General features: G+C 58.1%; 24 protein-coding genes and 3 pseudogenes. 11 read left to right on the top strand and 16 right to left on the bottom strand.

All coding sequences use genetic code 11. The features are described 5' to 3' along the window. The first annotated feature begins 172 nt into the window (after positions 1-172). A complete protein-coding gene (locus MME58_RS26630; RefSeq protein ID WP_082427423.1) occupies positions 173-601 on the top strand; it encodes a PA0061/PA0062 family lipoprotein in 429 nt (142 codons plus the stop codon). Here MME58_RS26630 and MME58_RS26625 read toward each other — a convergent pair whose 3' ends face one another. Next, positions 602-835: a DUF1161 domain-containing protein gene (locus tag MME58_RS26625; RefSeq protein ID WP_054988223.1), complete on the bottom strand. Its 234-nt coding sequence runs from the start codon at positions 833-835 to the stop codon at positions 602-604. It lies immediately after the preceding gene. A 117-nt stretch (positions 836-952) separates the two neighbouring features. After that, positions 953-1,384 (bottom strand): OsmC family protein, encoded by a 432-nt coding sequence (locus MME58_RS26620; protein ID WP_003421563.1) that lies wholly within the window; start codon positions 1,382-1,384, stop codon positions 953-955. Between the two features lie 211 nt (positions 1,385-1,595). Here MME58_RS26620 and MME58_RS26615 point away from each other — a divergent pair, with 211 nt between their 5' ends. Further along, entirely contained in the window at positions 1,596-2,597 is a 1,002-nt protein-coding gene (locus tag MME58_RS26615; RefSeq protein ID WP_055006063.1) for an LLM class flavin-dependent oxidoreductase, read from the top strand. A gap of 138 nt (positions 2,598-2,735) precedes the next feature. On the opposite strand, the gene MME58_RS26610 is transcribed toward MME58_RS26615, so the two are convergent. Continuing rightward, complete coding sequence (locus tag MME58_RS26610; RefSeq protein ID WP_054988225.1) at positions 2,736-2,960, bottom strand: DUF1161 domain-containing protein; 225 nt, start codon at positions 2,958-2,960, stop codon at positions 2,736-2,738. 151 nt (positions 2,961-3,111) lie between these two features. After that, positions 3,112-3,327 carry a dodecin gene (locus tag MME58_RS26605; protein ID WP_002551350.1) on the bottom strand — a complete coding sequence of 72 codons (216 nt, stop codon included), beginning with the start codon at positions 3,325-3,327 and terminating at the stop codon, positions 3,112-3,114. Between the two features lie 166 nt (positions 3,328-3,493). Between MME58_RS26605 and MME58_RS26600 the strand changes: the two genes are divergently transcribed. Further along, positions 3,494-3,820, top strand: coding sequence for an ElaB/YgaM/YqjD family protein (locus MME58_RS26600; RefSeq protein WP_003318456.1), 327 nt, complete (start codon positions 3,494-3,496; stop codon positions 3,818-3,820). Here MME58_RS26600 and MME58_RS26595 read toward each other — a convergent pair whose 3' ends face one another. Further along, the gene (locus tag MME58_RS26595) at positions 3,821-4,777 is read right to left on the bottom strand and encodes a LysR family transcriptional regulator (RefSeq protein ID WP_054988226.1); all 957 of its coding nucleotides are present in this window, start codon (positions 4,775-4,777) and stop codon (positions 3,821-3,823) included. 79 nt (positions 4,778-4,856) lie between these two features. On the opposite strand from MME58_RS26595, the gene trpB reads away from it, so the two are divergent. The 3 genes from trpB (at position 4,857) to MME58_RS26580 (ending at position 7,524) form a co-directional block, all read left to right on the top strand. Further along, complete coding sequence (trpB, locus tag MME58_RS26590) at positions 4,857-6,086, top strand: tryptophan synthase subunit beta (protein WP_055006064.1); 1,230 nt, start codon at positions 4,857-4,859, stop codon at positions 6,084-6,086. Further along, positions 6,083-6,895, top strand: coding sequence for a tryptophan synthase subunit alpha (trpA, locus tag MME58_RS26585; protein ID WP_122239378.1), 813 nt, complete (start codon positions 6,083-6,085; stop codon positions 6,893-6,895). The genes trpB and trpA overlap by 4 nt, the downstream gene beginning before the upstream one ends. A gap of 125 nt (positions 6,896-7,020) precedes the next feature. Beyond that, on the top strand, positions 7,021-7,524 hold the full coding sequence (locus MME58_RS26580; protein WP_054988229.1) for an anti-virulence regulator CigR family protein: 504 nt from the start codon (positions 7,021-7,023) through the stop codon (positions 7,522-7,524). A gap of 284 nt (positions 7,525-7,808) precedes the next feature. Here the strand turns inward: MME58_RS26580 and MME58_RS26575 are convergent, their stop codons facing one another. From MME58_RS26575 to MME58_RS26550, 6 genes and pseudogenes are all read right to left on the bottom strand, one after another. Continuing rightward, positions 7,809-8,633 (bottom strand): alpha/beta fold hydrolase, encoded by an 825-nt coding sequence (locus MME58_RS26575; protein WP_054985566.1) that lies wholly within the window; start codon positions 8,631-8,633, stop codon positions 7,809-7,811. Between the two features lie 215 nt (positions 8,634-8,848). After that, positions 8,849-9,181, bottom strand: coding sequence for a DOPA 4,5-dioxygenase family protein (locus tag MME58_RS26570; protein WP_055006608.1), 333 nt, complete (start codon positions 9,179-9,181; stop codon positions 8,849-8,851). A gap of 126 nt (positions 9,182-9,307) precedes the next feature. Then, positions 9,308-9,735 (bottom strand): annotated as a pseudogene (locus MME58_RS26565) (hypothetical protein). Between the two features lie 82 nt (positions 9,736-9,817). Then, a pseudogene (locus tag MME58_RS26560) lies at positions 9,818-10,410 on the bottom strand (immunity protein Imm33 domain-containing protein). Positions 10,411-10,550: 140 nt separating this feature from the next. After that, positions 10,551-10,855 (bottom strand): annotated as a pseudogene (locus MME58_RS26555) (hypothetical protein). A 186-nt stretch (positions 10,856-11,041) separates the two neighbouring features. Next, complete coding sequence (locus MME58_RS26550) at positions 11,042-11,992, bottom strand: choline sulfate utilization transcriptional regulator (RefSeq protein ID WP_055006606.1); 951 nt, start codon at positions 11,990-11,992, stop codon at positions 11,042-11,044. Between the two features lie 114 nt (positions 11,993-12,106). Between MME58_RS26550 and betC the strand changes: the two genes are divergently transcribed. The 3 genes from betC (at position 12,107) to MME58_RS26535 (ending at position 16,321) form a co-directional block, all read left to right on the top strand. Then, positions 12,107-13,612: a choline-sulfatase gene (gene betC / locus MME58_RS26545; protein ID WP_055006605.1), complete on the top strand. Its 1,506-nt coding sequence runs from the start codon at positions 12,107-12,109 to the stop codon at positions 13,610-13,612. A gap of 37 nt (positions 13,613-13,649) precedes the next feature. Then, positions 13,650-14,576, top strand: coding sequence for a choline ABC transporter substrate-binding protein (locus tag MME58_RS26540; protein WP_055006604.1), 927 nt, complete (start codon positions 13,650-13,652; stop codon positions 14,574-14,576). A 176-nt stretch (positions 14,577-14,752) separates the two neighbouring features. Beyond that, a complete protein-coding gene (locus MME58_RS26535; protein ID WP_055006603.1) occupies positions 14,753-16,321 on the top strand; it encodes a SulP family inorganic anion transporter in 1,569 nt (522 codons plus the stop codon). 214 nt (positions 16,322-16,535) lie between these two features. Here MME58_RS26535 and aroE read toward each other — a convergent pair whose 3' ends face one another. Both aroE and hemF read right to left on the bottom strand, forming a co-directional pair. After that, complete coding sequence (aroE, locus tag MME58_RS26530; RefSeq protein WP_055006602.1) at positions 16,536-17,360, bottom strand: shikimate dehydrogenase; 825 nt, start codon at positions 17,358-17,360, stop codon at positions 16,536-16,538. After that, a complete protein-coding gene (gene hemF, locus MME58_RS26525; protein WP_054985572.1) occupies positions 17,360-18,274 on the bottom strand; it encodes an oxygen-dependent coproporphyrinogen oxidase in 915 nt (304 codons plus the stop codon). Before hemF ends, aroE begins: the two co-directional genes overlap by 1 nt. Before the next feature lie 171 nt (positions 18,275-18,445). On the opposite strand from hemF, the gene MME58_RS26520 reads away from it, so the two are divergent. Then, positions 18,446-19,423, top strand: a complete 978-nt coding sequence (locus tag MME58_RS26520) for a quinone oxidoreductase family protein (RefSeq protein WP_054985573.1) — start codon at positions 18,446-18,448, stop codon at positions 19,421-19,423. 13 nt (positions 19,424-19,436) lie between these two features. On the opposite strand, the gene tsaC is transcribed toward MME58_RS26520, so the two are convergent. From tsaC to MME58_RS26505, 3 genes are all read right to left on the bottom strand, one after another. After that, positions 19,437-19,994: an L-threonylcarbamoyladenylate synthase type 1 TsaC gene (tsaC, locus tag MME58_RS26515; protein WP_003340101.1), complete on the bottom strand. Its 558-nt coding sequence runs from the start codon at positions 19,992-19,994 to the stop codon at positions 19,437-19,439. 38 nt (positions 19,995-20,032) lie between these two features. Next, entirely contained in the window at positions 20,033-21,151 is a 1,119-nt protein-coding gene (gene dprA, locus MME58_RS26510; RefSeq protein ID WP_054985574.1) for a DNA-processing protein DprA, read from the bottom strand. Positions 21,152-21,274: 123 nt separating this feature from the next. Beyond that, positions 21,275-22,300, bottom strand: coding sequence for a LysM peptidoglycan-binding domain-containing protein (locus MME58_RS26505; protein ID WP_055006601.1), 1,026 nt, complete (start codon positions 22,298-22,300; stop codon positions 21,275-21,277). Positions 22,301-22,425: 125 nt separating this feature from the next. Between MME58_RS26505 and def the strand changes: the two genes are divergently transcribed. Then, positions 22,426-22,932, top strand: a complete 507-nt coding sequence (gene def, locus MME58_RS26500) for a peptide deformylase (RefSeq protein WP_054985576.1) — start codon at positions 22,426-22,428, stop codon at positions 22,930-22,932. The last annotated feature ends 47 nt before the right edge of the window (positions 22,933-22,979 follow it).

Below are 22,979 nucleotides of genomic sequence, written 5' to 3'. Positions count from 1 at the left end.
CAAAGGTGCCAACGCATGAAGCCGATTCACACGCACTTTGAAATGCCCTCTTTGTGTGCGAGCTTGCTCGCGAACGCTAATTTTCAGTCGAAGTGTCTTCAGATGCCTGTCACGCTTATGGCAGGGTAAGCCTGCCGCCATACATCGACTCACACATCCCGGAACCGCCAAAATGCGCATCACAGCCCCGATTACCGCATTAGCCCTGACAGCTCTCTCCGGATGCGCCGGTCCCTTGCCTGCGGTCAACCCGGACATGGCGTGGGTCGACATGCGCACTTTCACCGGACAACTGGTCATGGCCGACAAGCTGGATGGCAAGAACACTTACGATGGACGTTATTTTCAGGTAACGCCGGGCAGCCACGAGTTGCAGGTTCGTTATGACTATGAGTACCGGTCAGGCGGGATGGGGATGATCGGTGATGAATATACCGAGATCACCTGCTACGTCAGTGTGCGTTACGACCACTTCACTGCTGGGCAACGCTATGTGCTGGAGGTACGCTCACTGGCGAACAGTGTGGATGCCTGGCTGTACGACGCACAGCGCAACGTGGTGGCCGAAGAGGAAGAAGAGGGCGGGGTGCATTGCATCTGATCAGCGATCATTACGCTGGTAGATGATTTTTTTCGTACCGTTGTCGCAGCTGCCGATAACCATGTTCGGGTCTGTGGCCTCTTCGTTGCTGACGATTTCCAGCGTATAGGATGTGACATTGTTGGCCTGGATCTTGGCTTCGATTTCATCCTTGAGCTCCTCACAGGACTTCGGTGCCGCCAGGGCGCTGGTGGCCAGCAACGTGCAGGTCACTGCCAGAATTAAACGTTTCATGCTCGACTCCTGATCAAAATCAAAACATGCGTCAATAAGCGCATGACCGATGAAGCAAGCCAGCTTTATACAGCAGAAACAGGAGCGCACAAGCGCTCCCGCAAGGCTGGCCGTGAATCAGCTCAGCAATGTAGCGTCCAGAGTGATCTTGGCGTTCAACACTTTCGAAACCGGGCAGCCTTCTTTGGCCTGCTTGGTCAGTTCGTCGAACTTCTCTTGGGTCGCGCCTGGCACTTTAGCCTTGAGGGTCAAATGCACAGCGCTGATCGCGAAACCGCCTTCTACCTGATCCAGCGACACCTCAGCCTGAGTGTCGATGCTTTCAGCAGTCAGGCCTGCACCGCCCAGAATCATGGACAATGCCATCGAGAAACAACCTGCGTGGGCTGCGCCGATCAATTCTTCAGGATTAGTGCCCTTGCCGCCTTCAAAGCGGGCTTTAAAGCCGTAAGGCGCTTCACGCAACACTCCGGTTTCCGTGGAGATGCTGCCGATACCGGTTTTCAGATCACCTTCCCAGTGGGCGGATGCTTTCTTGACGATACTCATGGTGGCTCCTTTTGGAATGAATTTGGATCAATGCTGTTACAAGGTTCTGAGGATAGTCGACTCTGGAAAGTTCAACCGTCGGAAAGACCGAGCGTTTAAGTAGGTTTTTCTGCGCACACCATTGAAAAGCCATGCTTGCGCCCGCACTGCTGTTTCATCGTGGGCAGCTCCAGCAGCCAGCCCATCACAATTCGAGGAGCTACCCCGGCCTATGAAACGTCTGGCAGATGTAAAAATTTCTACCCTTGATCTGGTGCCCGTGCGCTATGACAGAGGTCCCGCCGAATCCCTGCGCAACTCGCTCAGCCTCGCCCGGCATGTCGAGAAACTGGGCTACAAGCGCTTCTGGGTGGCTGAACATCACAACATGGACGGTATCGCCAGTTCGGCGACGTCGGTATTGCTGGCGTATCTGGCCGGGGGCACGTCGACCATTCGCGTCGGTGCAGGCGGTATCATGCTGCCCAACCATGCACCGCTGGTGGTTGCCGAGCAGTTCGGCACGCTGGCCAGTCTGTATCCCGGCCGGATCGATCTGGGCCTGGGCCGTGCGCCGGGGTCCGATCAGATGACCGCACGCGCCTTGCGTCGTGAGCGTTCCGGTAGTGCCGAGGATTTCCCGGACGATGTCACCGAGCTGATGGAATACCTGGGGCCACGCACACCTGATCAAAAAGTGATCGCTGTGCCAGGCTCGGACACTAACGTGCCTGTCTGGCTATTGGGATCGAGTCTGTTCAGCGCACAGCTGGCGGGCATGCGTGGCTTGCCGTATGCCTTCGCATCGCACTTTGCTCCGCGCTACATGCATGAGGCGATTCGCGTGTACCGCAATCACTTCCAGCCATCGGCCGTGCTCGACAAGCCGTATGTGATGCTCGGCGTCCCGCTGTCGGCGGCAGACACTGACGAGCATGCCGAATACCTGGCAACGTCTGTGTACCAGCGCATTCTGGCGCTGATGCGCGGGCACAGCCTTATGCAGCGCCCACCCGTAGAATCGATGGACGGGCTGTGGCTGCCGCACGAGCGTGAAGCAGTGGCAAGCTTTCTGGGACTGGCGATGGTGGGCGGCCCTGACAAGATCCGCGCCAAGCTGGACGTATTGCTTGAACAGACCGACGCCGATGAGTTGATCTTCACGTGCGACATGTACGAGCACGAGGATCGTCTGCGGTCTTACGAGATCCTGGCGCAGGTCGCACACGGTTAAGCGGTTTGTCGAAGCGCAAAATACCCCGCCAAAAACAGAATCGCCCCGGACTGGATGACAGTCCGGGGCGATTCTGTTCGTGAAACCTGCAAACGGGATTAACCGGGCAAACTGACCAGGGTCAGGCCCGATTGGCAATCAACCGCGCTGGTAAACGATTACCTTGGTCCCGCCTTCGCAAGTGCCGACGACTTGCTTGTCGGCCGCGCTGCCTTTCTCGACCACTTCCAGCGTGTAGGACGTTACGCCCTTCGTCTGGAGTCTGGCGTCGATTTCACTTTTCAACTCTTCACATGGCTTGCCTGCCGCGAGGGCAGTGCCTGCAACGCTGAGCAAGCCTACAGCCAACAAAAACTTCTTCATGGGTAATCCCTCTCGTCCGGCCAAATAATGAAGACGCCATCGGAACAGGCGCCCATTAAATTCCCACGCCCACACATCAACCGTGTGGCCATATCTGTGTGTATGTAGCGCAGGTTATGGCAATCGGCCAGCCAAAAGGTTCAGAGGGCCATCAGCTGTTGGTAATGCGGAAGCCGACTTTCAAGGTGACCTGGAAGTGCGCAACCTTGCCGTTTTCAATATGGCCGCGGGTTTCAGTCACTTCAAACCATTCCATAAGATCGAGGCTTTTGCTGGCTTCGGCCAGTGCGTTATTGATGGCGTCTTCGATGGTGGTGGTGGAAGAGCCTACGATTTCAACTTTTTTGTACGTGTGATGATCGGTCATGGCAGTTCTCCTGAAGGTCTGGAAAAGACGCGATATAGACCGCGCTCCCTGCTTCTGTCAGGAGAACGCGCGCAAAAGTTCAGCGCTTTGCAAAAATCCCATCGCACTTTCCAAAAAGCCCGGAGTCGGAAACAACACGCCCACTCATCATTGCAGGAGAAACACCATGGCTACTACGTCACTTCGCAAAGCCTCGTTGCAGAGTATGGAAGCTGAAATCGAGAGCCTCCTGAAGTCCCTCGAGGGCCTGAAAGCCGACGCTACCGACGAGTCGCGCAAGACATTGAAAAATCTGAAAGCCAACGCTGAAAGCGCTCTGAGCCACTCGCGCAGCCTGCTCAGCGATGTCTACGAAGACGTTAAAGAAAAAACCCGCGAAAACGCACTGGCTACCCGCGACTACGCTCAGGAACACCCTTGGACCACCGCTGGCGTTGCGGTAGGTGCCATTGGCCTGATCGCTGCGTACATGCTGTTCAAGCGCGGCAACTGATCAGACTCTGATCGGGTCCCTAGGCCGCTTCAGCTCATTTTTCAACCACTGAGCAAGCTGCCGCGCCCGTCCATCGGCCGCGCGTCTGGGCACCCAGAGCGCCAGCTGCGCCGGGGTTTCGCTGAAGCCCCATGGCGCAGCAAGGCGACCGGCTTTAAGGTCATCAATGACCAATGGCTCCGGCGCAATCGCAATGCCCAGGCCTGCTACGGCCGCCTCCAGCAAATAATACAAATGCTCGAAACCCTGCCCGTAATGCAATGATCGCGGATCAATGCCGTTTTGCTGCGCCCAGCTTGGCCAGGCTTGCGGACGAGAGGTGGTTTGCAGCAATGATTCCTCAAGCAGGGCCGCGGCCGGTGCATCGTGCAGGCGTCCGAACCCAGCGAACCGCGGACTCAATACCGGTCCGATCCGCTCGCTTGCCAGTTCGAACACCTGCATATCTGCAGGCCACGGTGGCTCGGCGAATACCAGCAATGCATCCAGGCCGGGCCGACGCGGGTCAAGATCGCCTTCGCCCGCGGACAGGTGCAGACGCAGGTCCGGCAACTCGGCATTCAGGCGACTCAAACGTGGAATAAACCAGCGCGCCAGCAGACTGCCGGAACAACCCAGCACAAACGGCGCGTCTGCGCTGCCTTTGCTCAGTTCGACACACACACCTCGCAGGCGGTCGAAGGCTTCGCTACTGACATCGCGCAATCGAATACCTGCATCTGTGAGTTTCAAGCCTCGGCCGTCCTTGCTGAACAGGCTGACGCCCAGGTGCTCTTCGAGCACTTTCAGTTGGCGACTGACAGCGCCATGTGTCACGTTCAGCTGTTCGGCGGCCTGACTGACACCGCCAAGACGAGCAGTGCTTTCGAAGGCGCGCAAGGCATTGAGGGGAGGGAGGTCGCGGCTCATGATCTGTGAGTTTTCCTGACAGGTTGCAGCGATCTTATCGGTTTTCATCCGGTCTTGCGCTGGTTAAAGTGGACCCATTGCCAATACGGCTCAACCCATTCGCCCAATACTGCAACTGGAGCACTTCATGAACCAGACCAATTTCCGCAGCGGCCCCGACGCCAATGGCCTGTTCGGCTCATTCGGCGGCCGCTACGTGGCTGAAACCCTGATGCCGCTGGTGCTAGACCTCAACCGCGAGTACGAAGCCGCCAAGGCTGACCCGGAGTTCGCCAAAGAGATGGCCTACTTCCAGCGCGACTACGTGGGCCGCCCGAACCCGCTGTACTTCGCCGAGCGTCTGACCGAGTTCTGCGGCGGCGCAAAAATCTACTTCAAGCGCGAAGAGCTCAATCACACCGGCGCGCACAAGATCAACAACTGCATCGGCCAGGTACTGCTCGCCAAGCGCATGGGCAAAAAACGTCTTATCGCGGAAACCGGCGCAGGCATGCACGGCGTTGCCACTGCAACCGTTGCAGCGCGTTTCGGCCTGCCTTGCGTGATCTACATGGGTGCTACCGATATCGAGCGCCAACAGGCCAACGTATTCCGCATGAAGTTGCTGGGCGCTGAAATCGTGCCAGTCACTTCCGGCACCGGCACTCTGAAAGATGCGATGAACGAAGCGCTGCGCGACTGGGTGACCAACGTCGAAGACACCTTCTACCTGATCGGCACCGTGGCAGGCCCGCACCCTTACCCGGCGATGGTGCGTGACTTCCAGGCCATCATCGGCAAGGAAACCAGAGAGCAGATGCAAGAGAAGGAAGGCCGCCTGCCGGACAGCCTGATTGCCTGCGTCGGTGGCGGTTCCAACGCCATGGGCCTGTTCCATCCGTTCCTGGATGACGCCAGCGTAGAGATCATCGGGGTTGAAGCGGGCGGCCACGGTGTCGATACCGACAAGCACGCGGCCAGCCTCAATGGCGGCGTGCCGGGCGTGCTGCACGGCAACCGCACGTACCTGCTGCAGGATGGCGACGGACAGATTACCGATGCGCATTCTATCTCTGCCGGTCTGGACTACCCCGGCATTGGTCCGGAACACGCATTCCTGCACGAGGTGAAGCGCGTCGAATACGTCAGCATCACCGACGACGAAGCGCTGGATGCCTTTCATCAATGCTGCCTGCTAGAAGGCATCATCCCCGCGCTGGAAACGGCTCACGCACTGGCCGAAGCCATGAAGCGGGCGACCAACCTGCGCGACGATCACCTGATGGTCGTATGCCTGTCCGGGCGTGGTGACAAAGACATGCAAACCGTCATGAACCACATGGCCGCCGCCGAAAAAACTCAGGAGAAGCTGGTATGAGCCGTCTCGAACAACGTTTCGCCCAGCTTAAAACCGACGGTCGTGCGGCGCTGGTCACCTTCATCACTGCCGGTGATCCTGGCTATGACACTTCGCTTAAAGTCCTGAAGGGCCTGCCTGCGGCGGGTGCTGACGTGATTGAGCTGGGCATGCCTTTCACCGATCCGATGGCCGACGGTGTGGCCATTCAATTGGCAACTCTGCGTGCTCTGGACGCGGGTCAGACCCTACAGAAAACCCTGCAGATGGTCAGCGAATTCCGTGTCGACGATCAGACCACGCCGATTGTGCTGATGGGTTACTACAACCCGATCCACCGTTTTGGCGTCGAAGCCTTCGTGGCGCAGGCAAAGGAAGCCGGCGTTGACGGCCTGATCATCGTTGACCTGCCTCCCGAGCACGACGCTGAACTGGCAACGCCTGCGCAGGCGTCCGGCATCGACTTCATCCGCCTGACCACGCCGACCACCGACGATGCGCGTCTGCCGCGTGTGCTGGAGCGCAGTTCCGGCTTCGTCTACTACGTGTCGGTTGCCGGTGTGACCGGTGCTGGCTCGGCAACCACCGAGCATGTCACTGAAGCCATCGCTCGCTTGCGCCGCCACACTGATCTGCCGATCAGCGTCGGTTTCGGCATTCGTACACCTGAGCAGGCAGCGGCCATTGCGCGTCTGGCAGACGGTGTTGTGGTGGGTTCGGCGTTCGTCGACAAGATCGCCACAGCCGAGTCGCCGGAGCAGGCAATCGATGGCGTGTTGACGCTGTGCGCTGCACTGGCCGAAGGCGTACGTAACGCCCGCGCCAGCTGAGGGTAAAGTTTCTGATACAGAGGAATCAAAGCGCTGGCAGCGGTTCTATGTAGCAAGACACAAGGGGTTCATGACCAGCGTCGTGAGCCCCTTTTTGCTGCATTGAGTAAAGCCGAGGAAGCACCATGAAACTGCCAAACCGTTTTATCACCGGGCTGGGTATCCTGATGATCAGCGCCAGCCCGTTGCTGCAAGCTGCACCGCCGGACCAGCGCGGTGATGGCCCGGACGACAACCGCGGCGGCCAGCAGCAGGGACCACAGAATGGCGGGCACAATGAGCGCGGGAATGACCGTGGCCCAGGGAATGACAAAGGTAACGGCCCAAGCAAACAGGCCCATCGAGACAACCGTGGCGGCAACCGTCCGCCGCAGGATTTCGGCGACGTACGCCAGACCTTCCAGCAGCACCGCGACGTGATCGGCCGAGGCCAGCCGCTGCCACCGGGCGTGCACATCGCCAAAGGCCAACCACTGCCGCGCGGCTACGGCAAACGTCTGGACAGCCGTTCACTGCAATACCTGCCCCGTTACGACGGCTACGAATGGCGCCGCCTGGGCACCGACGTCGTACTGATCGCCGTGGGTTCCGGGATTGTGTACACGATTCTGGATGGTGTGTTGAATTGATGTAGGACTCAGGTTTCGCGCCCAACATTTTGCACACGTCCGCTTTTTGATTCTGGCCGAAGGCCGTGGGAGTGACCGGGGCGGCGGTCCGCATTGTTCGCGAAAGCGCCGGTATATTCTCAAAAAATGTATCGGTTGAGCCGCCGTATTCGCGGACAAGTCCGCTCCCACGCCCTCCGGGCAGAAGCAAGTTTTCAACTATCGTGCGACGCTTCGCGTCGCATGCCGTTCTGGACGCTCCGTGTCCGATCTTGAGGGCCGCCCAGCGCGGAAAACAGCCCAGCTCAACCCTGCTTCTGGTTAACCCGCGCCAGGAACGTCATCAGCGCCCCTGACACAAAATCAGGGTTTTCCAGATTGGCGATATGACCCGCCTCGGGCACCAGCACATAAGGGCAGCCAATCAGGCCGGCCATCTCACGAGTCTCCTCAGGCGGGCGCGGGATGTCTGCATCGCCACACATCACCAGCGTGGTGTCGGCATTCAGTTGCTCGATCAACCCAAGCCGGTCATCACGACCAAAGATCATTCGCCCCAATGGCACGACGGACTGGCGCAACTGCTCGGCATTCATGCCGGCAAGCGCTGCACGAAACGACGTGTACACAGGCGACTGCGGATCAATGCCGGGACGGAAGAAGATCGGCACCACGATATCCAGCAGCGGCTCGGGAAAGTCAACAGCCTCTTCGACCTTGTCGAGCAGCGAAAAATAGTAGGCCTTCTTGGCCTCCGACTCTTTGCCCAGATAAGTGTCCATCAACACCAGCCCGGTGATGCGCTCAGGAGCCAACAGTGCGGCAATTGCGCCCCACATGCCGCCCACTGACAACCCGACGATGCTGCACTGCTCGATATTCAAATGATCCAGCAACGCCAGCGCATGCCGGGCCAGATCATCAAGATTGCGGGTGCCTTCCGGAAACCCGCTGGAATCCCCGTGCCCCCAGAGATCGGGCACGATCACCCGATACTGGCTGGCAAGGGTATCAATCTGAGCGCTCCACATGCCCTTGTCCCAGAGGTAACTGTGCCCGAGCAAAACGACCGGCCCAGTGCCTTGGTCAGAATAGTGAAGGGTCTTACCGTCAATGAGTAGATCCGGCATTTCTGATGATCCTCTTTTCTGGTCTTTCAGCATTCGAAACAAGAGGGTCTGTACAGACCTTTGCTGCCTGAGTTTCAAGCAATTGCATGACCATTTTTTTAAAATTAGCGCCTGAAAAGACCAATCGGTCATTTTTCGGCGACGCTATCTTACACCCATTTTTTGGGCGGTGATCAGCGTGGGGCAATGGAAGAAAAAGGTCGACTAGCTAGCAATCAGCCACTTAAAGCGCTCAGATTCAAGGGCCGAACCGCCCCCATCCAAATGGCATGGTCAGTATGGTCACGCAGCTCATTACCTGTCAGAGGATGCAGAAACACCACCAGCCCATCGCGATTCAACGCAAGCCATAGCGTAACGTCAGCCAACTGCTCATGCCCGAACGCCAACTGACAACTCCAGTCCGGATGCGGCCCGACCAGCTTCTGGTGAACCCGGCCCATCTGCACGGCAAATATCTCGGTCGCGGCTTCGCACAAGGCTCGGGCCTGGTCTAGGGTTTGGGCGTTGAAATAGATGTGGGCGTGGTAGCCGTGGATGTCTTGTATTGAGGTAGGGGCTCCTTTCTCGGCTGAAGGCCTGACTGATGCGAGTATGTCAGCCTTGATTATTTTTTCTCGTGTGTAGACCGATAGTAGGTCCTGCATGAGGGTTGAGAAAGTCTCATGACCGTCTCAGGTGTGAAGTCCCACAGCATTGAGCGGCTCCAAAACGACGCTCTCTGCCAATAAAATACACGCTGCACCGTAAACAGCCTCAAGCTCAAACAATACCAGTTTACCGGTGCGAACGAGGTTCAGCTTCTGCAAAAAGTTAGTGTCTTTTAAGTCGTCTGGCTGAGGATCGCGCCCTCTCATCAGGAAAAACAAACAACGTGCAGTTTCCACTTCCTGATCGTTACCGGCATCAAAAAAAATGGCGCGGTCGACAATATTCAAAACCCTCATACCATTCAGGCCAAAATCATCGACGCCCTTAGCAATTATTTGATAACGCTTTTTGCCTTCCCAAGGACTTGTCACATTTAGCCGAATTTCTTTTTCAATTGAAAATACATGAACCGAATCAATCGTCGCCTCTACCAAATATCCCATAAACTCATAACATCTCCTTTCGCCCAAAGCGGGGATTGTCAAAAAAATGCCTCCCCGCCCTTTGCTCATATTGAAAAATTATCAAAGTAGCTATATATCCGTCTGATTTTTATCTTTCCATACATCACCGCTTGCCTCATGGAACCGGTAACCAAAGGGCAAGGCTAAAAACTTCACGAGGTCAGGACGATGCTCCGCCACATGGTGTGCGTGAACCGTCTTGAGCGTTTGTGTATCGCCGTTATACCGGTCTGTAGTTATCCACCAGCCAGACATATGCTCGGGCGACGGATAGCGAACGCCCTCAACGGCGTCGCCCTCGAACACACCATCAGAAATGACTATCAGCTGATCGTGATGTGGGACGGAATGCTCGACGCCGAGTTTTGCGCATATTGCGTGCTGCTCTGACCACATTTTCAGCGTAGTCGTGATACCGAGTACATAGCCATCTGTCAAAGGGACTTGTTCAAAAAAATTAGCTCCTGACAATCATTGAGCTGCATTTTTGTTATCCAGGAGCCGTAGCCCAAGGTTTCATTTAGTGAAATTTTATGACCAGTTTCGAGATAATGAAAGACCGTCTCAACAAACTCAATTGCGTATTCTTCTAAATCCTCATCATGAGTCTGAACATTTATCTCGTGACCGTACTTTTGTAGAAGTCCATCAGTTTTCCGCATCAATCCAGATTTATTTAGGGATACATTTATCTTCACCGATTACCCCTCTAGACGCAGCGTAAATTTTTACCTCATGCACAGGTAGCAAAGCAGGACGTGTATGTACACATACAGGCTCATGCTCATTAAATCAAGCGAAGCTAGTTCCATATAACCCGAGGAAATCCTGGCCTCAAAAGCTCCATAGCCTCCGGGCCATGAAACCCATCCGGACTCATATCAACCCTAATTTTTGCCAGGCTTCCAAATATCAATTCAATCTCCTGCTCGCCTTCCAGTACGCTTATAAGTTTTTTCCTTTAAGCAAGGATATCGTCGAGCCATAAATTTCATATGAGTTATTGATATTCAAGATACAGCCGCCCGTGAAGTAAACTTGCACATAGTCATGCACAACGCACGCTTTTGTGGCACGACGTCCAATAAGCCAGTCAAGACCACTCATTCTGTGAAACTCCAGTACCGATATGTGTCCAGTCCAGGTTTTATAATCCTCATTCACATTAACACTTTGTATGCCGATGCAATAAAAAAACGAATACGCCTACTTCCGCAAACTCTGTAGGAAGTTTCCGTTAGAACTTTCGGCGCGGAAAAGGTTTGCAATTCAGCCCATGAGCACATCCCCCCTTCAAACCGCAATAGAAGGCAACGGCCTGCCCGCCAGCGAAACCCCGCTCAACGCCTGCTCGCTCGCCAGCCAGTCCATGAACTGCTGGACAATCTGCACCCGCCGTTTGCGCTGGGGCAAAACCACGTAGTAGCCGTGCCCGGAAATGGCTGCGCCGGCGATGGGGCGGCAGAGCAGGCCTTGGTCGAGGAGGTCGTCGACCAGGTGTTTCCAGCCGATGGCGATGCCTTGTCCGCCGATGGCGGCCTGGATGAGCAGGGTGTAGTTGTCGAAACGCAGTTGTCCGGGCGTAGGGGCCTGGGGGATGTCGAGGGCGCGGAATACGCCAGCCCAGTCGAACCAATTGTTGATGCTCTCGCCACGCAGGTGCAGCAGCGGAAAGTCGCGCAGCGCTTCGTTGGGCAGCGGCGTCTGGCGACCCGCGATCAGTTGCGGGCTGCACACCGGAAAGACTTCTTCGCTGAACAGCCAATGGCTTTCGCCTTGCTTGAAGCGCCCGTCGCCGAACAGTACGGCGACGTCGATATCGGCGCGTAACATGCAGTGGGTACGCTCGCTGGTGACCAGGCTGACATCCACGTCCGGGTTGACCTTGTGGAAACGGTGCAGACGCGGCATCAGCCAGTAGGCGGCGAAGGCAAAGTCGGTCGCTACCTGGAGCACTTCGTGCTGGTGCTGTTCGGTGATAGCGATCAGCCCGCTGTCAATGGACTGCAATCCAGCCTGCACATGACTGAACAATATTTCGCCGGCTTCGGTAAGCTCGATACCGCGATAGATCCGGTCAAACAGGCGGGTGGCCAGTTGTTCTTCAAGGCGCTTGATCTGCTGGCTGACGGCAGGCTGAGTAGTGCCCAGTTCGATGGCCGCTGCAGTAAAGCTGCGCAGGCGGGCCGCGACTTCAAAAGCACGCAGCAGGTCGAGGGACATATCGCCAAAAGCTTCAAACATAAGCGGTGCTTATCCTAGGCATTGCTGCGCATGGGCTTTACCATCAAACACAAGGACTTCATCCTCGTATCCAGCACTTTCGCATAACTTTTCACAATGGGATGCAGCGATTACATGAAGCGCAAAAATATTCTGTTCATCATGGCCGATCAAATGGCCGCGCCAATGTTGCCGTTCTACGCCCCGTCTCCCATCCTGATGCCCAACCTGAGCCGCCTTGCTGCCGACGGCGTGGTATTCGACTCGGCGTATTGCAACAGCCCGCTGTGCGCGCCATCGCGTTTCACACTGGTCAGCGGTCAGCTGCCAAGCAAGATCGGCGCGTATGACAATGCGGCCGACTTCCCGGCGGATATCCCGACCTACGCCCATTACCTGCGCGCGCTGGGCTACAAGACCGCGTTGGCGGGCAAGATGCATTTCTGCGGGCCGGACCAGTTGCACGGCTACGAAGAGCGCCTGACCAGTGACATCTACCCGGCCGACTATGGCTGGTCGGTCAATTGGGACGAGCCGGACGTGCGCCCGAGCTGGTATCACAACATGTCATCGGTGTTGCAAGCCGGCCCGTGCGTGCGCACCAACCAGCTGGACTTCGATGAAGAAGTGCTGTTCAAGTCCCAGCAGTACCTCTACGACCATGTGCGTCAGGACGGTGATGCGCCGTTCTGCCTGACCGTCTCCATGACTCACCCTCACGACCCGTACACCATCCCGCGGCCGTTCTGGGACCTGTACAACGACGACGAAATCCCGATGCCAACGCCGCAAGCCAATCAGGCCACGCTGGACCCGCACTCACAACGGCTGCTCAAGGTCTACGACCTGTGGGACAAGCCGATGCCAACAGACAAGATTCGTGATGCGCGCCGTGCCTATTTCGGCGCGTGCAGCTACATCGACCTGAACGTCGGCAAGCTGATGCAGACGCTGGATGAAGTCGGGCTGGCGGAAGACACCATCGTGGTGTTCTCCGGCGATCACGGCGACATGCTGGGCGAGAAGGGGCTCTGGTACAAAATGCACTGGTTCGAAATGGCCGCCCGCGTGCCGTTGGTGGTGTATTCGCCGGGCCAGTTCAAGCCAGGGCGGGTCAGTGCGTCGGTGTCGACTGCCGACTTGCTGCCGACCTTTGTCGAAATGGCTAACGGCAAACTGGACGCCGGGTTGCCACTGGACGGACGTTCGCTGATGCCGCACCTGAAACGCAAGGGCGGGCACGATGAGGTGTTCGGCGAGTACATGGCCGAAGGCACTACCAGCCCGCTGATGATGATCCGTCGCGGCGCTTACAAATTCATCTATTCGGAGCAGGACCCGTGCCTGCTCTTCGATGTGAAGAAGGACCCGAAAGAGCAGAAGGATCTGAGCCAGTCACCCGCCCATGAAAAGCTGTTCAATGACTTCCTGGCTGAAGCTCGAGCCAAGTGGGATATACCGGCGATACACCAACAGGTGGTCGCCAGCCAGCGCAGAAGGCGCTTCGTCGCCAAATCGCTGGCAACCGGCAAGCTGAAGAGTTGGGATCACCAGCCACTGGTCGACGCCAGTCAGCAGTACATGCGCAACCATATTGATCTGGACGATCTGGAGCGTAAGGCACGTTTTCCGCAACCTTGACCCTGCCCACACCAAAAAAATCAAAAGGGGTACATCAATGAAGAAGTTATCCACAGCCGTTGCGGTCGCGGTCATGACGTTCGGCAGCCTTGCGGCGCAGGCAGAGGACGCAAGTTGTAGCACCGTGAAAATGGCCGATCCGGGCTGGAGTGACATTGGGGCCACCAATGCTATCGCCAGCGTGGTGCTTGAAGGTCTGGGTTACAAGGCCAAGGTCGACACCCTGGCTGTGCCGATTGCCTATGGCGGCCTGAAGGACGCCAAGCTGGATGTTTTTCTGGGCAACTGGATGCCGGCTCAGCAGGGCTTTTACGACAAGTTCGTGGCGACCGGCGATGTGACGCAATTGGCCAGGAACCTTGAAGGCACCGAGTTCACCCTGGCGGTGCCGGATTACGTCTGGGATGCGGGTGTGCATGATTTTGCCGACCTGAATAAATTCGCTGACAAGTTCGACCAGAAGATCTACGGCATTGGCTCTGGCGCACCTGCCAATCTGTCGCTGCAGGAGATCATCAAGAAGAACGAATTCGATCTGGGCAAATGGAAGCTGGTCGAGTCGAGCGAGACCGCGATGCTCGCCGAGGTCAATCGTAATGTGAAGAAGAAGGCGTTTGTGGTCTTCCTCGGCTGGACCCCGCATCCGATGAACGTGCAGATCAAAGGTATGCACTACCTCAAGGGCGGCGAGAAATACTTTGGCGATACCGGCTCGGTCTTCACCCTGACTCGCAAGGGTTATGCGCAAGCCTGTCCGAACGTCGGCAAGCTGCTGACCAACCTGAGCTTCACCCTGGACATGGAAAACAGCATCATGGCTGAAGTGGCGAACAAGAAGGTCAGCAACAGCGCAGCGGCAAAAGCATGGATCAAAGCCAATCCGGCGGTGCTGGACAAGTGGCTGGAGGGCGTGAAGACGCTTGATGGCAAGGATGGGCTGGCGGCGGTGAAGGCCAAGTTGTAGGCGTAAGGGCTTGAGTGCGCAGCGTAGCGCAGATTTGTGACGCGGAGCGTCACCCAACGCATTCCCACGCTGGAGCGTGAGGAACGATAGGTGTCCGACTATCGTGCCCATGCTCCGCGTGGGCATGCAGTTCCGGACGCTCTGCGTCCTCTACGTTCAATTCATCTGAGGGACCGATGCGCTGGCTCAATCGCCATAAAATCCTACCGTTTCTAGCCTGGCTGCCGCAGCAGAGCCGCGCCAGTGTCGGGCGTGATGCGCTGGTGGGTTTGAGCGGTGCGATTCTGGCGTTGCCGCAATCAATCGCTTACGCGCTGATCGCCGGGCTGCCTCCCGAGTACGGCCTGTATGCGGCCATTGTTCCCGTTCTGATCGCCTGTCTGTGGGGCTCGTCCTGGCACCTCATCTGCGGGCCGACTGCGGCTATTTCCATCGTGCTGTATGCCAGTGTCAGTCCGCTCGCCGTGCCGGCCAGTCAGGACTACATCATGTTGATCCTGCTGCTGACGTTCATCGCCGGTGTATTCCAGCTCTTGCTGGGGATGATGCGCTTCGGCGCGCTGGTGAATTTCGTTTCGCACTCGGTGGTGCTCGGTTTCACACTGGGCGCTGCAATAGTCATTGCACTCGGGCAGATGCCCAATCTGCTGGGCATTGACCTGCCGAGTCAGACCACCGCCCTTAGAAGCCTGACCGCCGTGTTAGAACATCGTGGAGAGGTCGATCTACCTTCACTGACACTGGGCCTGTTGACCCTGGCGCTGGGCATCGGGCTCAAACTTCTGGTGCCTCGCTGGCCAACCTTATTGATTGCATTGGTATCGAGCAGCCTGTTGGTGTGGCTGTGGCCGGCGATGTTCGGCCATGTCAGTGTGGTCAGGGCCTTCGTTGGCCATCTACCGCCTTTCAGCCCGCTACCACTGGACCTTGAGCTGATTCTCAAGCTGCTGCCGACAGCAGTGGCGGTGGGCATGCTCGGGCTGGTCAACAGCCTGTCGATTGCCCGCTCGCTGTCGGCGCGTTCGCAGCAGATGCTCAATGCCAATCAGGAAGTGCGCGCCCAGGGGCTATCGAACATGGTCGGTTCGCTGTTTTCCGGCTATCTGTCAGCGGGGTCCTTCACCCGGGCAGCGCTGAGTTATGAGGCGGGTGCCCGCTCGCCGTTGGCCGGAGTATTTTCGGCATTATGGGTGGCGTTGTTCGCGGTCGCCGGAGCCTCGCTGATCTCGCACATTCCAATCCCGGCCATGGCCGCCTCGATCCTGCTGATCTGCTGGGGGCTGGTGGATCGTCGTGGCATCCGCGCACTGTTCCGCGTCAGCCGCGCCGAGTTCTTAGTGATGGCGCTGACCTGCCTGGCCACGCTGCTGCTGGAGCTGCAGACCGCGATTTATGCGGGCGTGCTCGCCTCGCTGTTCTTCTACCTCAAGCGCACCTCGCAACCGCGCGTGCAGCAATGGCGCGAAGGCGATGAGGATGTGCTGAGGGTCGGCGGCTCGATCTTCTTCGGTGCCAGCCACTACCTGCAAACCCGCCTGCAACGCACCGAAGGGCTGCGTGTGGTGATCGATGCGCAGCAGATCAACTTCATCGATTACTCAGGCGTGGAAATGCTTCATCAGGAAGCCAGGCGCCTGGGTCGGCAGGGGCGAATGCTGGTAATGCGAAATGCCAGACCACAAGTAATCGAGGAGTTGCACAAGCTGGAAGGGGCGGAGAAGTGCCCGATTTTGTTTGAGGATTGAGTTATAAATCATAGCCACAATGCTCAGCATTCAGCGTTATACACAAGTCCTGATAAGTCCGTAGATTTGGCTTCTGCCCGGAGGGCATGGGAGCGGACCGGGCGACGCTTCGCTTGTTCGCGAAGGCGGTATTTCAGACGATGTATTTTCGGCGACTATACCGGCCCTTTCGCGAACAAGCGAAGCGTCGCCCGGTCCGCTCCCACAAGGTCCTTCAGCCAACCGCCAGCTGTCTGCGCAACTCGGCCAGTACCGGCGCTGAATCAGGGCGTACACCACGCCACAGCAGAAAGGCTTCTGCCGCCTGCTCAACCAACATGCCCAAGCCATCAACCGACTGTGCCGCGCCATGTTCGGTGGCCCAGCGGCAGAAGGCAGTGGGCTCTTTGCTGTACATCATGTCGTAGCAAAAGGTCGCACCGCGCTGGATCAGGCTCGGGGAAATAGGCGGCAGCTCCCCGGCCAGGCTGGCGGAGGTAGCGTTGATGATCAAATCCACCGGCTCTTCAAGCCAGTCGAAGCTGCTGGCGAATACCGGGCCGAGATCAGCGAATTCCTGAGCCAGTCGTTCGGCTTTTTCGACGGTACGATTGGCAATCACCAACACAGCAGGCTGTTCTGCAAGCAACGGCTCCAGCGCGCCACGCACAGCGCCACCCGCGCCCAGCAACAGAATGCGCTGACCACGCAGGCTGCGTCCGCAATTGACTGTCAGGTCGCGCACCAGCCCGGCACCGTCGGTGTTGTCACCGAGCAGCGTACCGTCATCGAGCTTGCTCAAGGTGTTCACGGCTCCCGCACGCTGCCCGCGCTCGGTCAGGCTATAAGCGAGGCGATAGGCTTCTTCCTTGAACGGCACGGTCACGTTGGCACCACGTCCGGTCTGGAAAAACGCCTGGGCAAACGCGGTGAAATCATCCAGCGGTGCCAGCGACGTCTGGTAATCCAGCGCCTGCCCGGTTTGCTCGGCGAACAGGCGATGAATCAACGGCGACTTGCTGTGACCAATGGGGTTACCGAAAACAACGTACCGGTCCATCAGTTGTCCGCCAGCCAGTCGCGATCAGTCAGGAAGTAATCGGTCAGACGCGCCTCTTCACTGCCCGGCGCGGCTTTCCAGTCATAGCCCCAACGTACTTGCGGGGGTAACGACATCAGGATCGACTCGGTACGGCCACCCGACTGCAGGCCAAACAGCGTGCCGCGGTCGTACACCAGATTGAACTCGACGTAGCGACCACGACGGAATTCCTGAAATTCGCGCTGCTGCACGGTATAGGCCGCAGCCTTGCGCCGGCGCACGATCGGCAGGTAGGCATTGATAAACGCATCACCGATGGCGCGGATGAAGGCGAAGCTGGTGTCGAAATCCCACTGGTTCACATCGTCGAAAAACAGACCGCCGATGCCGCGTGGCTCATCGCGATGCTTGAGGTGGAAATAACTGTCGCACCACGCCTTGTAACGCGGGTAGACATCGTCGCCGAAGGGCGCACAGGCACGCTCGGCAACCCGGTGCCAGTGCACGCAGTCTTCCTCGACGCCATAGTAGGGCGTCAGGTCAAAGCCGCCACCGAACCACCAGACCGGCTCTTCACCTTCTTTCTCGGCAATGAAGAAGCGCACGTTGGCGTGGGAGGTCGGCACATGCGGGTTGTGCGGATGGATGACCAACGACACGCCCAAGGCTTCGAAACCACGTCCGGCCAGCTCGGGCCGATGGGCACTGGCCGACGGAGGCAGGTTGCTGCCGAAAACATGAGAAAAATTGACACCACCTTTCTCGATGACCGCGCCATTCTCGATCACCCGCGTACGACCACCGCCGCCCGCCGGACGCGTCCAGGCGTCTTCCACGAAGTGTGCATTGCCATCTTCCTGCTCGAGCGCAGTACAGATCCGGTCTTGCAGATCGAGCAGGTAGGCTTTTACGGCCTCGGTACGGGTACTCATGAGGATCCCTTACGGCTGACGTCAAACGGCTGAGCCCCCGCAGCAAAAGAGGCGCAGGCAAATTGGCGCGTAGCATACCATCGGCAGCGCGGGCTGGCAGTTGACGAAGGCCGGGGGAAGGAGTCCGATAGGTGCTTTCGCAGTTTGTTTTAAACATCAAGGAGAGAGCACATGGCAAAGCGTATCCAGTTCAGCGCTGTCGGAGGACCCGAGGTTCTTGAATATGTCGATTTCGAGCCAGAGGCTCCGGGGCCGCAGGCGGTGGTTGTGCGTAACAAGGCCATTGGCCTGAATTTCATCGATACCTATTACCGCAGCGGGCTGTATCCGCCGCCATCACTGCCTTCCGGGCTCGGTGCCGAAGGGGCGGGGGTGGTCGAGGCGGTGGGTGCCGAGGTGACACGCTTCAGGGTCGGTGATCGTGTTGCCTATGGCACCGGGCCGCTGGGTGCTTACAGTCAAGTGCACGTGCTGCCTGAGGCGAATCTGGTCAAGCTGCCGGACTCGGTCAGTTTCGAGCAGGCCGCTGCGCTGATGCTCAAAGGCCTGACGGTGCAGTATCTGCTGCGTCAGACCTATCAGGTGAAGCCGGGCGAAATCATTTTGTTTCATGCCGCCGCTGGCGGTGTTGGCTCGCTGGCCTGCCAATGGGTCAAAGCGCTGGGTGCCAAGCTGATCGGCACGGTGAGTTCGCCGGAGAAGGCGGCGCATGCCAAGGCGCTCGGTGCGTGGGAAACCATTGATTACAGCCATGAAGATGTCGCCAAACGTGTGCTGGAGCTCACCGACGGTAAAAAATGCCCGGTGGTCTATGACGGCGTTGGACAGGACACTTGGCTGACATCGCTCGACAGCGTGGCTCCGAGGGGTCTGGTGGTGAGCTTCGGCAATGCTTCAGGGCCGGTCTCGGGTGTGAACCTCGGCATTCTGGCGCAAAAGGGCTCGGTCTATGTCACCCGCCCGACGCTTGCCACCTACGCCAACAATGCGCACAGCCTGCAAGCCATGGCGGATGAACTGTTCGACATGCTCGCCAGCGGCAAACTCAAGGTCGACGGTATCAAGACATATCCCCTTGAGGACGCCGCCAAAGCGCAGACCGATCTGTCAGCGCGGCGCACTGTCGGCTCGACCATCCTGATTCCCTGAGCCGACGCCAGCATCAGCCAGCGCGTACGATCTGAGCTGTCGCAATGTCACGGATCACGCTGGGGTTTCGGCGGCCGCCCAGGCTTCCGCCGAGTACCCCGTCGATCTGGCCACGGAAGTATTGCTCGACGCGCAATCGCGAACGGGCAGCCGGACGGCCCGCAGGGTTGGCCGACGTGGAAATCAACGGCCCGACCAGCGCGCACAGTTCACGTACCGTAGGGTGATCGGTGACACGTAGCGCCACGGTTTCGTGAATACCGGTGATCCACTCGGGCAGCAGGTTCTGATGCGGCACAAGCCAGGTATTGGGCCCCGGCCAGGTGCTGGCCATGCGGTCGAGCCACAGTTCAGGGAAGTCTTCGAACAGAAAGTCGAACTGGCGAATGTTGTCGGCAATCAGGATCAGGCCTTTTTCCACGGGCCGTGACTTGATCGCCAGCAGACGATAGACCGCCTCTTCATCCCATGGATCGCACCCCAGCCCCCAGACGGCCTCGGTCGGGTAAGCAATCACCGCACCGGCTCGAATATCCTGAGCGGCTTGCTGCACACGCCAACTGCTGACCATTATTTGTCTCTCCGATAAATCCTGGCGGCAGTTTAACCTCAGGGCGCTCTGGCGAACCACCGTCCCGCTTCACAGCTTACGTGTCCTTCCAGTTCAAGTTCGGTCAGGCCCGCCAATACCTTGGGTAGTGGCCAGCCACTGGAAACCGAGAGCCCTTCGCTGGTATGCGGTGCAGCGTGCAGCAGCGCCAACAGTGGATGGTCGCAAGGCTCCGGCTTTGCGGGCATATCGGGTTCAGTGCCGGGCGCAACACGTTTCCAGTGCTGCAAGCCTTCAAGAATGTGATCGACGGTCTCGACCAGCGTTGCGCCGTCGCGTATCAACTGGTGGCAACCCTTGGCACCTGGATGATGAATCGAGCCCGGTATCGCATACACCTCTCGTCCATGCTCGGCGGCCAGCCGCGCGGTGATCAATGAGCCGCTGGCGACACTGGCCTCGACCACCAGCACGCCAAGTGACAGGCCGCTGATGATTCGGTTGCGCCGCGGGAAGTTGCTGGCCTGCGGCCCGGCGTCCAGCGGGAACTCGGAAATCACCGCGCCACCCTGCGCCGCCATCTGCGCAGCGAGTGCCTGGTGCTGCTGTGGATAAAGTTTTTCAAGGCCGGTGCCCAGTACGCCGATTGTAAGTCCACCGACATCCAATGCGCCCTGATGCGCCGCACCGTCGATGCCCCGTGCCAGACCGCTGGTGATCACAAAACCGGCACCTGCGAGGCTGCGTGCAAAAGCTCTGGCGGTGTCCAGCCCCGGTCGGGAGGCGCGACGGCTACCGACCATTCCCAACTGCGGGCGCTCAAGGATCGAAGGGTCGCCAGCAATGAAGATCAGCGGCGGCGGATCGGCAATCTGAGCTAGCAACGCGGGGTAGCAAGGGTCGTCCCACATCAGCAAACGTTGGGCCGGACACTCCAGCCAGGCCAATGCCGCGCTGGCGCCATCACGTACCGAAGGGTCACGACGCGCCTCCGCACAGGCAGCGGGAATGCCCAGTGCACGCCATGCGCTGGCCGGTGCGCTCAGCGCCGATGACGCGCAACCGAAGGCTTCGATCAGCCTGGAAAAGCGTTTTGGTCCTATTTCGGGCAAGCGATGCACACGCAAACGGGCTTCCAGCTCTGCTGGCGAAGAGAGAGCATTTTCGAACAACGGCATGAGATCGTCCCTGATCCATTGTGCACCTCAGACGATGCACAAACCTGTGGATAACTCTGTTGACAACAATTTGATAAGTGTCTGGTTCGTCGCACAAATCCGTATCAGAACCGAAACAGGCCGTCAGGGATTTCGAACCTTGTCCATGATGGACAAAGATCGGCTGGCTTGCAGGACCAAGGCGTAACTAAGCTTGTCGTAAGTACGGAACACCATCAGCAGGCCGGCCCGTTCGTCGGGGATTTTTACCTGTTCGCCAGTGATTCGGTCACGCACCGTTTCGCTGGTCTTGTAGATCGCCAGCACGTTACCCTCGGTCAGGCCGTCGCGTTTGCCCTTGTCGAGCGTGACCACATCCAGCACGCTGACCTGAGTGACGCCGCGTGGCACATCCAGAATCAAACCTTCTATCGGACCCTGGGGAGCGCTGGGCAGGAACGTCGAGTTGATCGCTCGCTCTTCACTGCTGAACAGGCGATCACCCAGACGCACTTCCTGTGTGGAGCGCTGCAGCATCATGGTCGAGACGTCACCTTCGGTGGCAACCACCTCGGCGCTGCCGACATCATCAGCGTTGATCCCCAGCACTTCCTTGGTCTGCGGGTCGCTGTAGGTCTTGCCCTGACGGAAGATCCCATAGACGGTGTGCGCCGGGTCCAGCGCGCCCCGTGCATAGACACGATCACCGCTGCCGCTGAGCACCCGCTCGGCATTGCCCGCGACGATATATGGTGCCTTCTCGAACTGCTCGGCAGTGTCGATGATGCGATTGCTGATCAGGAATGCGTTTATCGCACCCAGCGGAATGCTCGGTATGGCCTGCACAACCGGCGTACTGCGCACACGCGGTGACAATTTGATGGTGCCGCGCGACTCGCCGCGATTGAGCGTCACACGCGGTTGACCATCGACCCAGGTCAGCGCGAGGGTGTCACCGGGGTAGATCAGGTCGGGATCGTGGACCTGCGGATTGGCCCGCCATATCTCGCGCCATTTCCACGGTTCACGCAAAAACTTGCCGGAAATGTCCCAGAGTGTGTCCCCGGCGACAACGGTGTAGCTCTGCGGATAGCCTTCCCTGAGTTGCACTTGCGCCTGAGCAAGACCGCTGGCGGTCAATAGCAGCAGGGCGAGTAGTGATTTCCTCATGCAGTGAATCCCTTTATCATGTTGCCTCACGCGAACCCTAGAGTCCTGTCCTGGGCTGCCTGCCTTGAACTCCCGAGCCTGGCACCCGACATTGACTTTACCTTAACAGTGCAGCTCTTACGTATATGGCCATTCTAAACATCCTCGAATTTCCCGATTCGCGCCTGCGCACCATCGCCAAACCTGTGACGATAGTAGACGAAGGCATTCGCCAGTTGGTCGACGACATGTTTGAAACCATGTACGAAGCGCCAGGCATCGGGCTGGCCGCGACTCAGGTCAACGTCCACAAGCGCGTGGTCGTCATGGACCTGAGCGAAGACCGCAGCGAACCGATGGTCTTCATCAACCCTGAGATCGAAAAACTGACCGATGAAATGGATCAGTATCAGGAAGGCTGCCTGTCGGTTCCCGGTTTCTACGAAAACGTCGACCGTCCGCAAAAGGTCCGCGTCAAGGCGCTGGACCGTGACGGCAAGCCTTACGAACTGGTTGCCGAAGGTCTGCTCGCCATTTGCATCCAGCATGAGTGCGATCACCTGAACGGCAAGCTGTTCGTCGACTATCTCTCCAACCTCAAGCGCGACCGGATCAAGAAGAAGCTCGAAAAACAGCACAAGCTCAACGCCTGATCCGTTGTGACCCCAAAAGGCCTGAACAGGCCTTTTTTTATAATGAG

This window comes from Pseudomonas syringae pv. tagetis (assembly GCF_022557255.1).
GTDB lineage: Bacteria > Pseudomonadota > Gammaproteobacteria > Pseudomonadales > Pseudomonadaceae > Aquipseudomonas > Aquipseudomonas caricapapayae.
This window is presented reverse-complemented; position numbering and strand designations above follow the sequence as displayed.

Excerpts from the sequence above, each read along its gene's own strand:
- MME58_RS26630 (WP_082427423.1), top strand. The coding sequence starts at position 173 with ATGCGCATCACAGCCCCGATTACCGCATTAGCCCTGACAGCTCTCTCC.
- MME58_RS26625 (WP_054988223.1), bottom strand. The coding sequence starts at position 835 with ATGAAACGTTTAATTCTGGCAGTGACCTGCACGTTGCTGGCCACCAGC.
- MME58_RS26620 (WP_003421563.1), bottom strand. The coding sequence starts at position 1,384 with ATGAGTATCGTCAAGAAAGCATCCGCCCACTGGGAAGGTGATCTGAAA.
- MME58_RS26615 (WP_055006063.1), top strand. The coding sequence starts at position 1,596 with ATGAAACGTCTGGCAGATGTAAAAATTTCTACCCTTGATCTGGTGCCC.
- MME58_RS26610 (WP_054988225.1), bottom strand. The coding sequence starts at position 2,960 with ATGAAGAAGTTTTTGTTGGCTGTAGGCTTGCTCAGCGTTGCAGGCACT.
- MME58_RS26605 (WP_002551350.1), bottom strand. The coding sequence starts at position 3,327 with ATGACCGATCATCACACGTACAAAAAAGTTGAAATCGTAGGCTCTTCC.
- MME58_RS26600 (WP_003318456.1), top strand. The coding sequence starts at position 3,494 with ATGGCTACTACGTCACTTCGCAAAGCCTCGTTGCAGAGTATGGAAGCT.
- MME58_RS26595 (WP_054988226.1), bottom strand. The coding sequence starts at position 4,777 with ATGAAAACCGATAAGATCGCTGCAACCTGTCAGGAAAACTCACAGATC.
- trpB (WP_055006064.1), top strand. The coding sequence starts at position 4,857 with ATGAACCAGACCAATTTCCGCAGCGGCCCCGACGCCAATGGCCTGTTC.
- trpA (WP_122239378.1), top strand. The coding sequence starts at position 6,083 with ATGAGCCGTCTCGAACAACGTTTCGCCCAGCTTAAAACCGACGGTCGT.
- MME58_RS26580 (WP_054988229.1), top strand. The coding sequence starts at position 7,021 with ATGAAACTGCCAAACCGTTTTATCACCGGGCTGGGTATCCTGATGATC.
- MME58_RS26575 (WP_054985566.1), bottom strand. The coding sequence starts at position 8,633 with ATGCCGGATCTACTCATTGACGGTAAGACCCTTCACTATTCTGACCAA.
- MME58_RS26550 (WP_055006606.1), bottom strand. The coding sequence starts at position 11,992 with ATGTTTGAAGCTTTTGGCGATATGTCCCTCGACCTGCTGCGTGCTTTT.
- betC (WP_055006605.1), top strand. The coding sequence starts at position 12,107 with ATGAAGCGCAAAAATATTCTGTTCATCATGGCCGATCAAATGGCCGCG.
- MME58_RS26540 (WP_055006604.1), top strand. The coding sequence starts at position 13,650 with ATGAAGAAGTTATCCACAGCCGTTGCGGTCGCGGTCATGACGTTCGGC.
- MME58_RS26535 (WP_055006603.1), top strand. The coding sequence starts at position 14,753 with ATGCGCTGGCTCAATCGCCATAAAATCCTACCGTTTCTAGCCTGGCTG.
- aroE (WP_055006602.1), bottom strand. The coding sequence starts at position 17,360 with ATGGACCGGTACGTTGTTTTCGGTAACCCCATTGGTCACAGCAAGTCG.
- hemF (WP_054985572.1), bottom strand. The coding sequence starts at position 18,274 with ATGAGTACCCGTACCGAGGCCGTAAAAGCCTACCTGCTCGATCTGCAA.
- MME58_RS26520 (WP_054985573.1), top strand. The coding sequence starts at position 18,446 with ATGGCAAAGCGTATCCAGTTCAGCGCTGTCGGAGGACCCGAGGTTCTT.
- tsaC (WP_003340101.1), bottom strand. The coding sequence starts at position 19,994 with ATGGTCAGCAGTTGGCGTGTGCAGCAAGCCGCTCAGGATATTCGAGCC.
- dprA (WP_054985574.1), bottom strand. The coding sequence starts at position 21,151 with ATGCCGTTGTTCGAAAATGCTCTCTCTTCGCCAGCAGAGCTGGAAGCC.
- MME58_RS26505 (WP_055006601.1), bottom strand. The coding sequence starts at position 22,300 with ATGAGGAAATCACTACTCGCCCTGCTGCTATTGACCGCCAGCGGTCTT.
- def (WP_054985576.1), top strand. The coding sequence starts at position 22,426 with ATGGCCATTCTAAACATCCTCGAATTTCCCGATTCGCGCCTGCGCACC.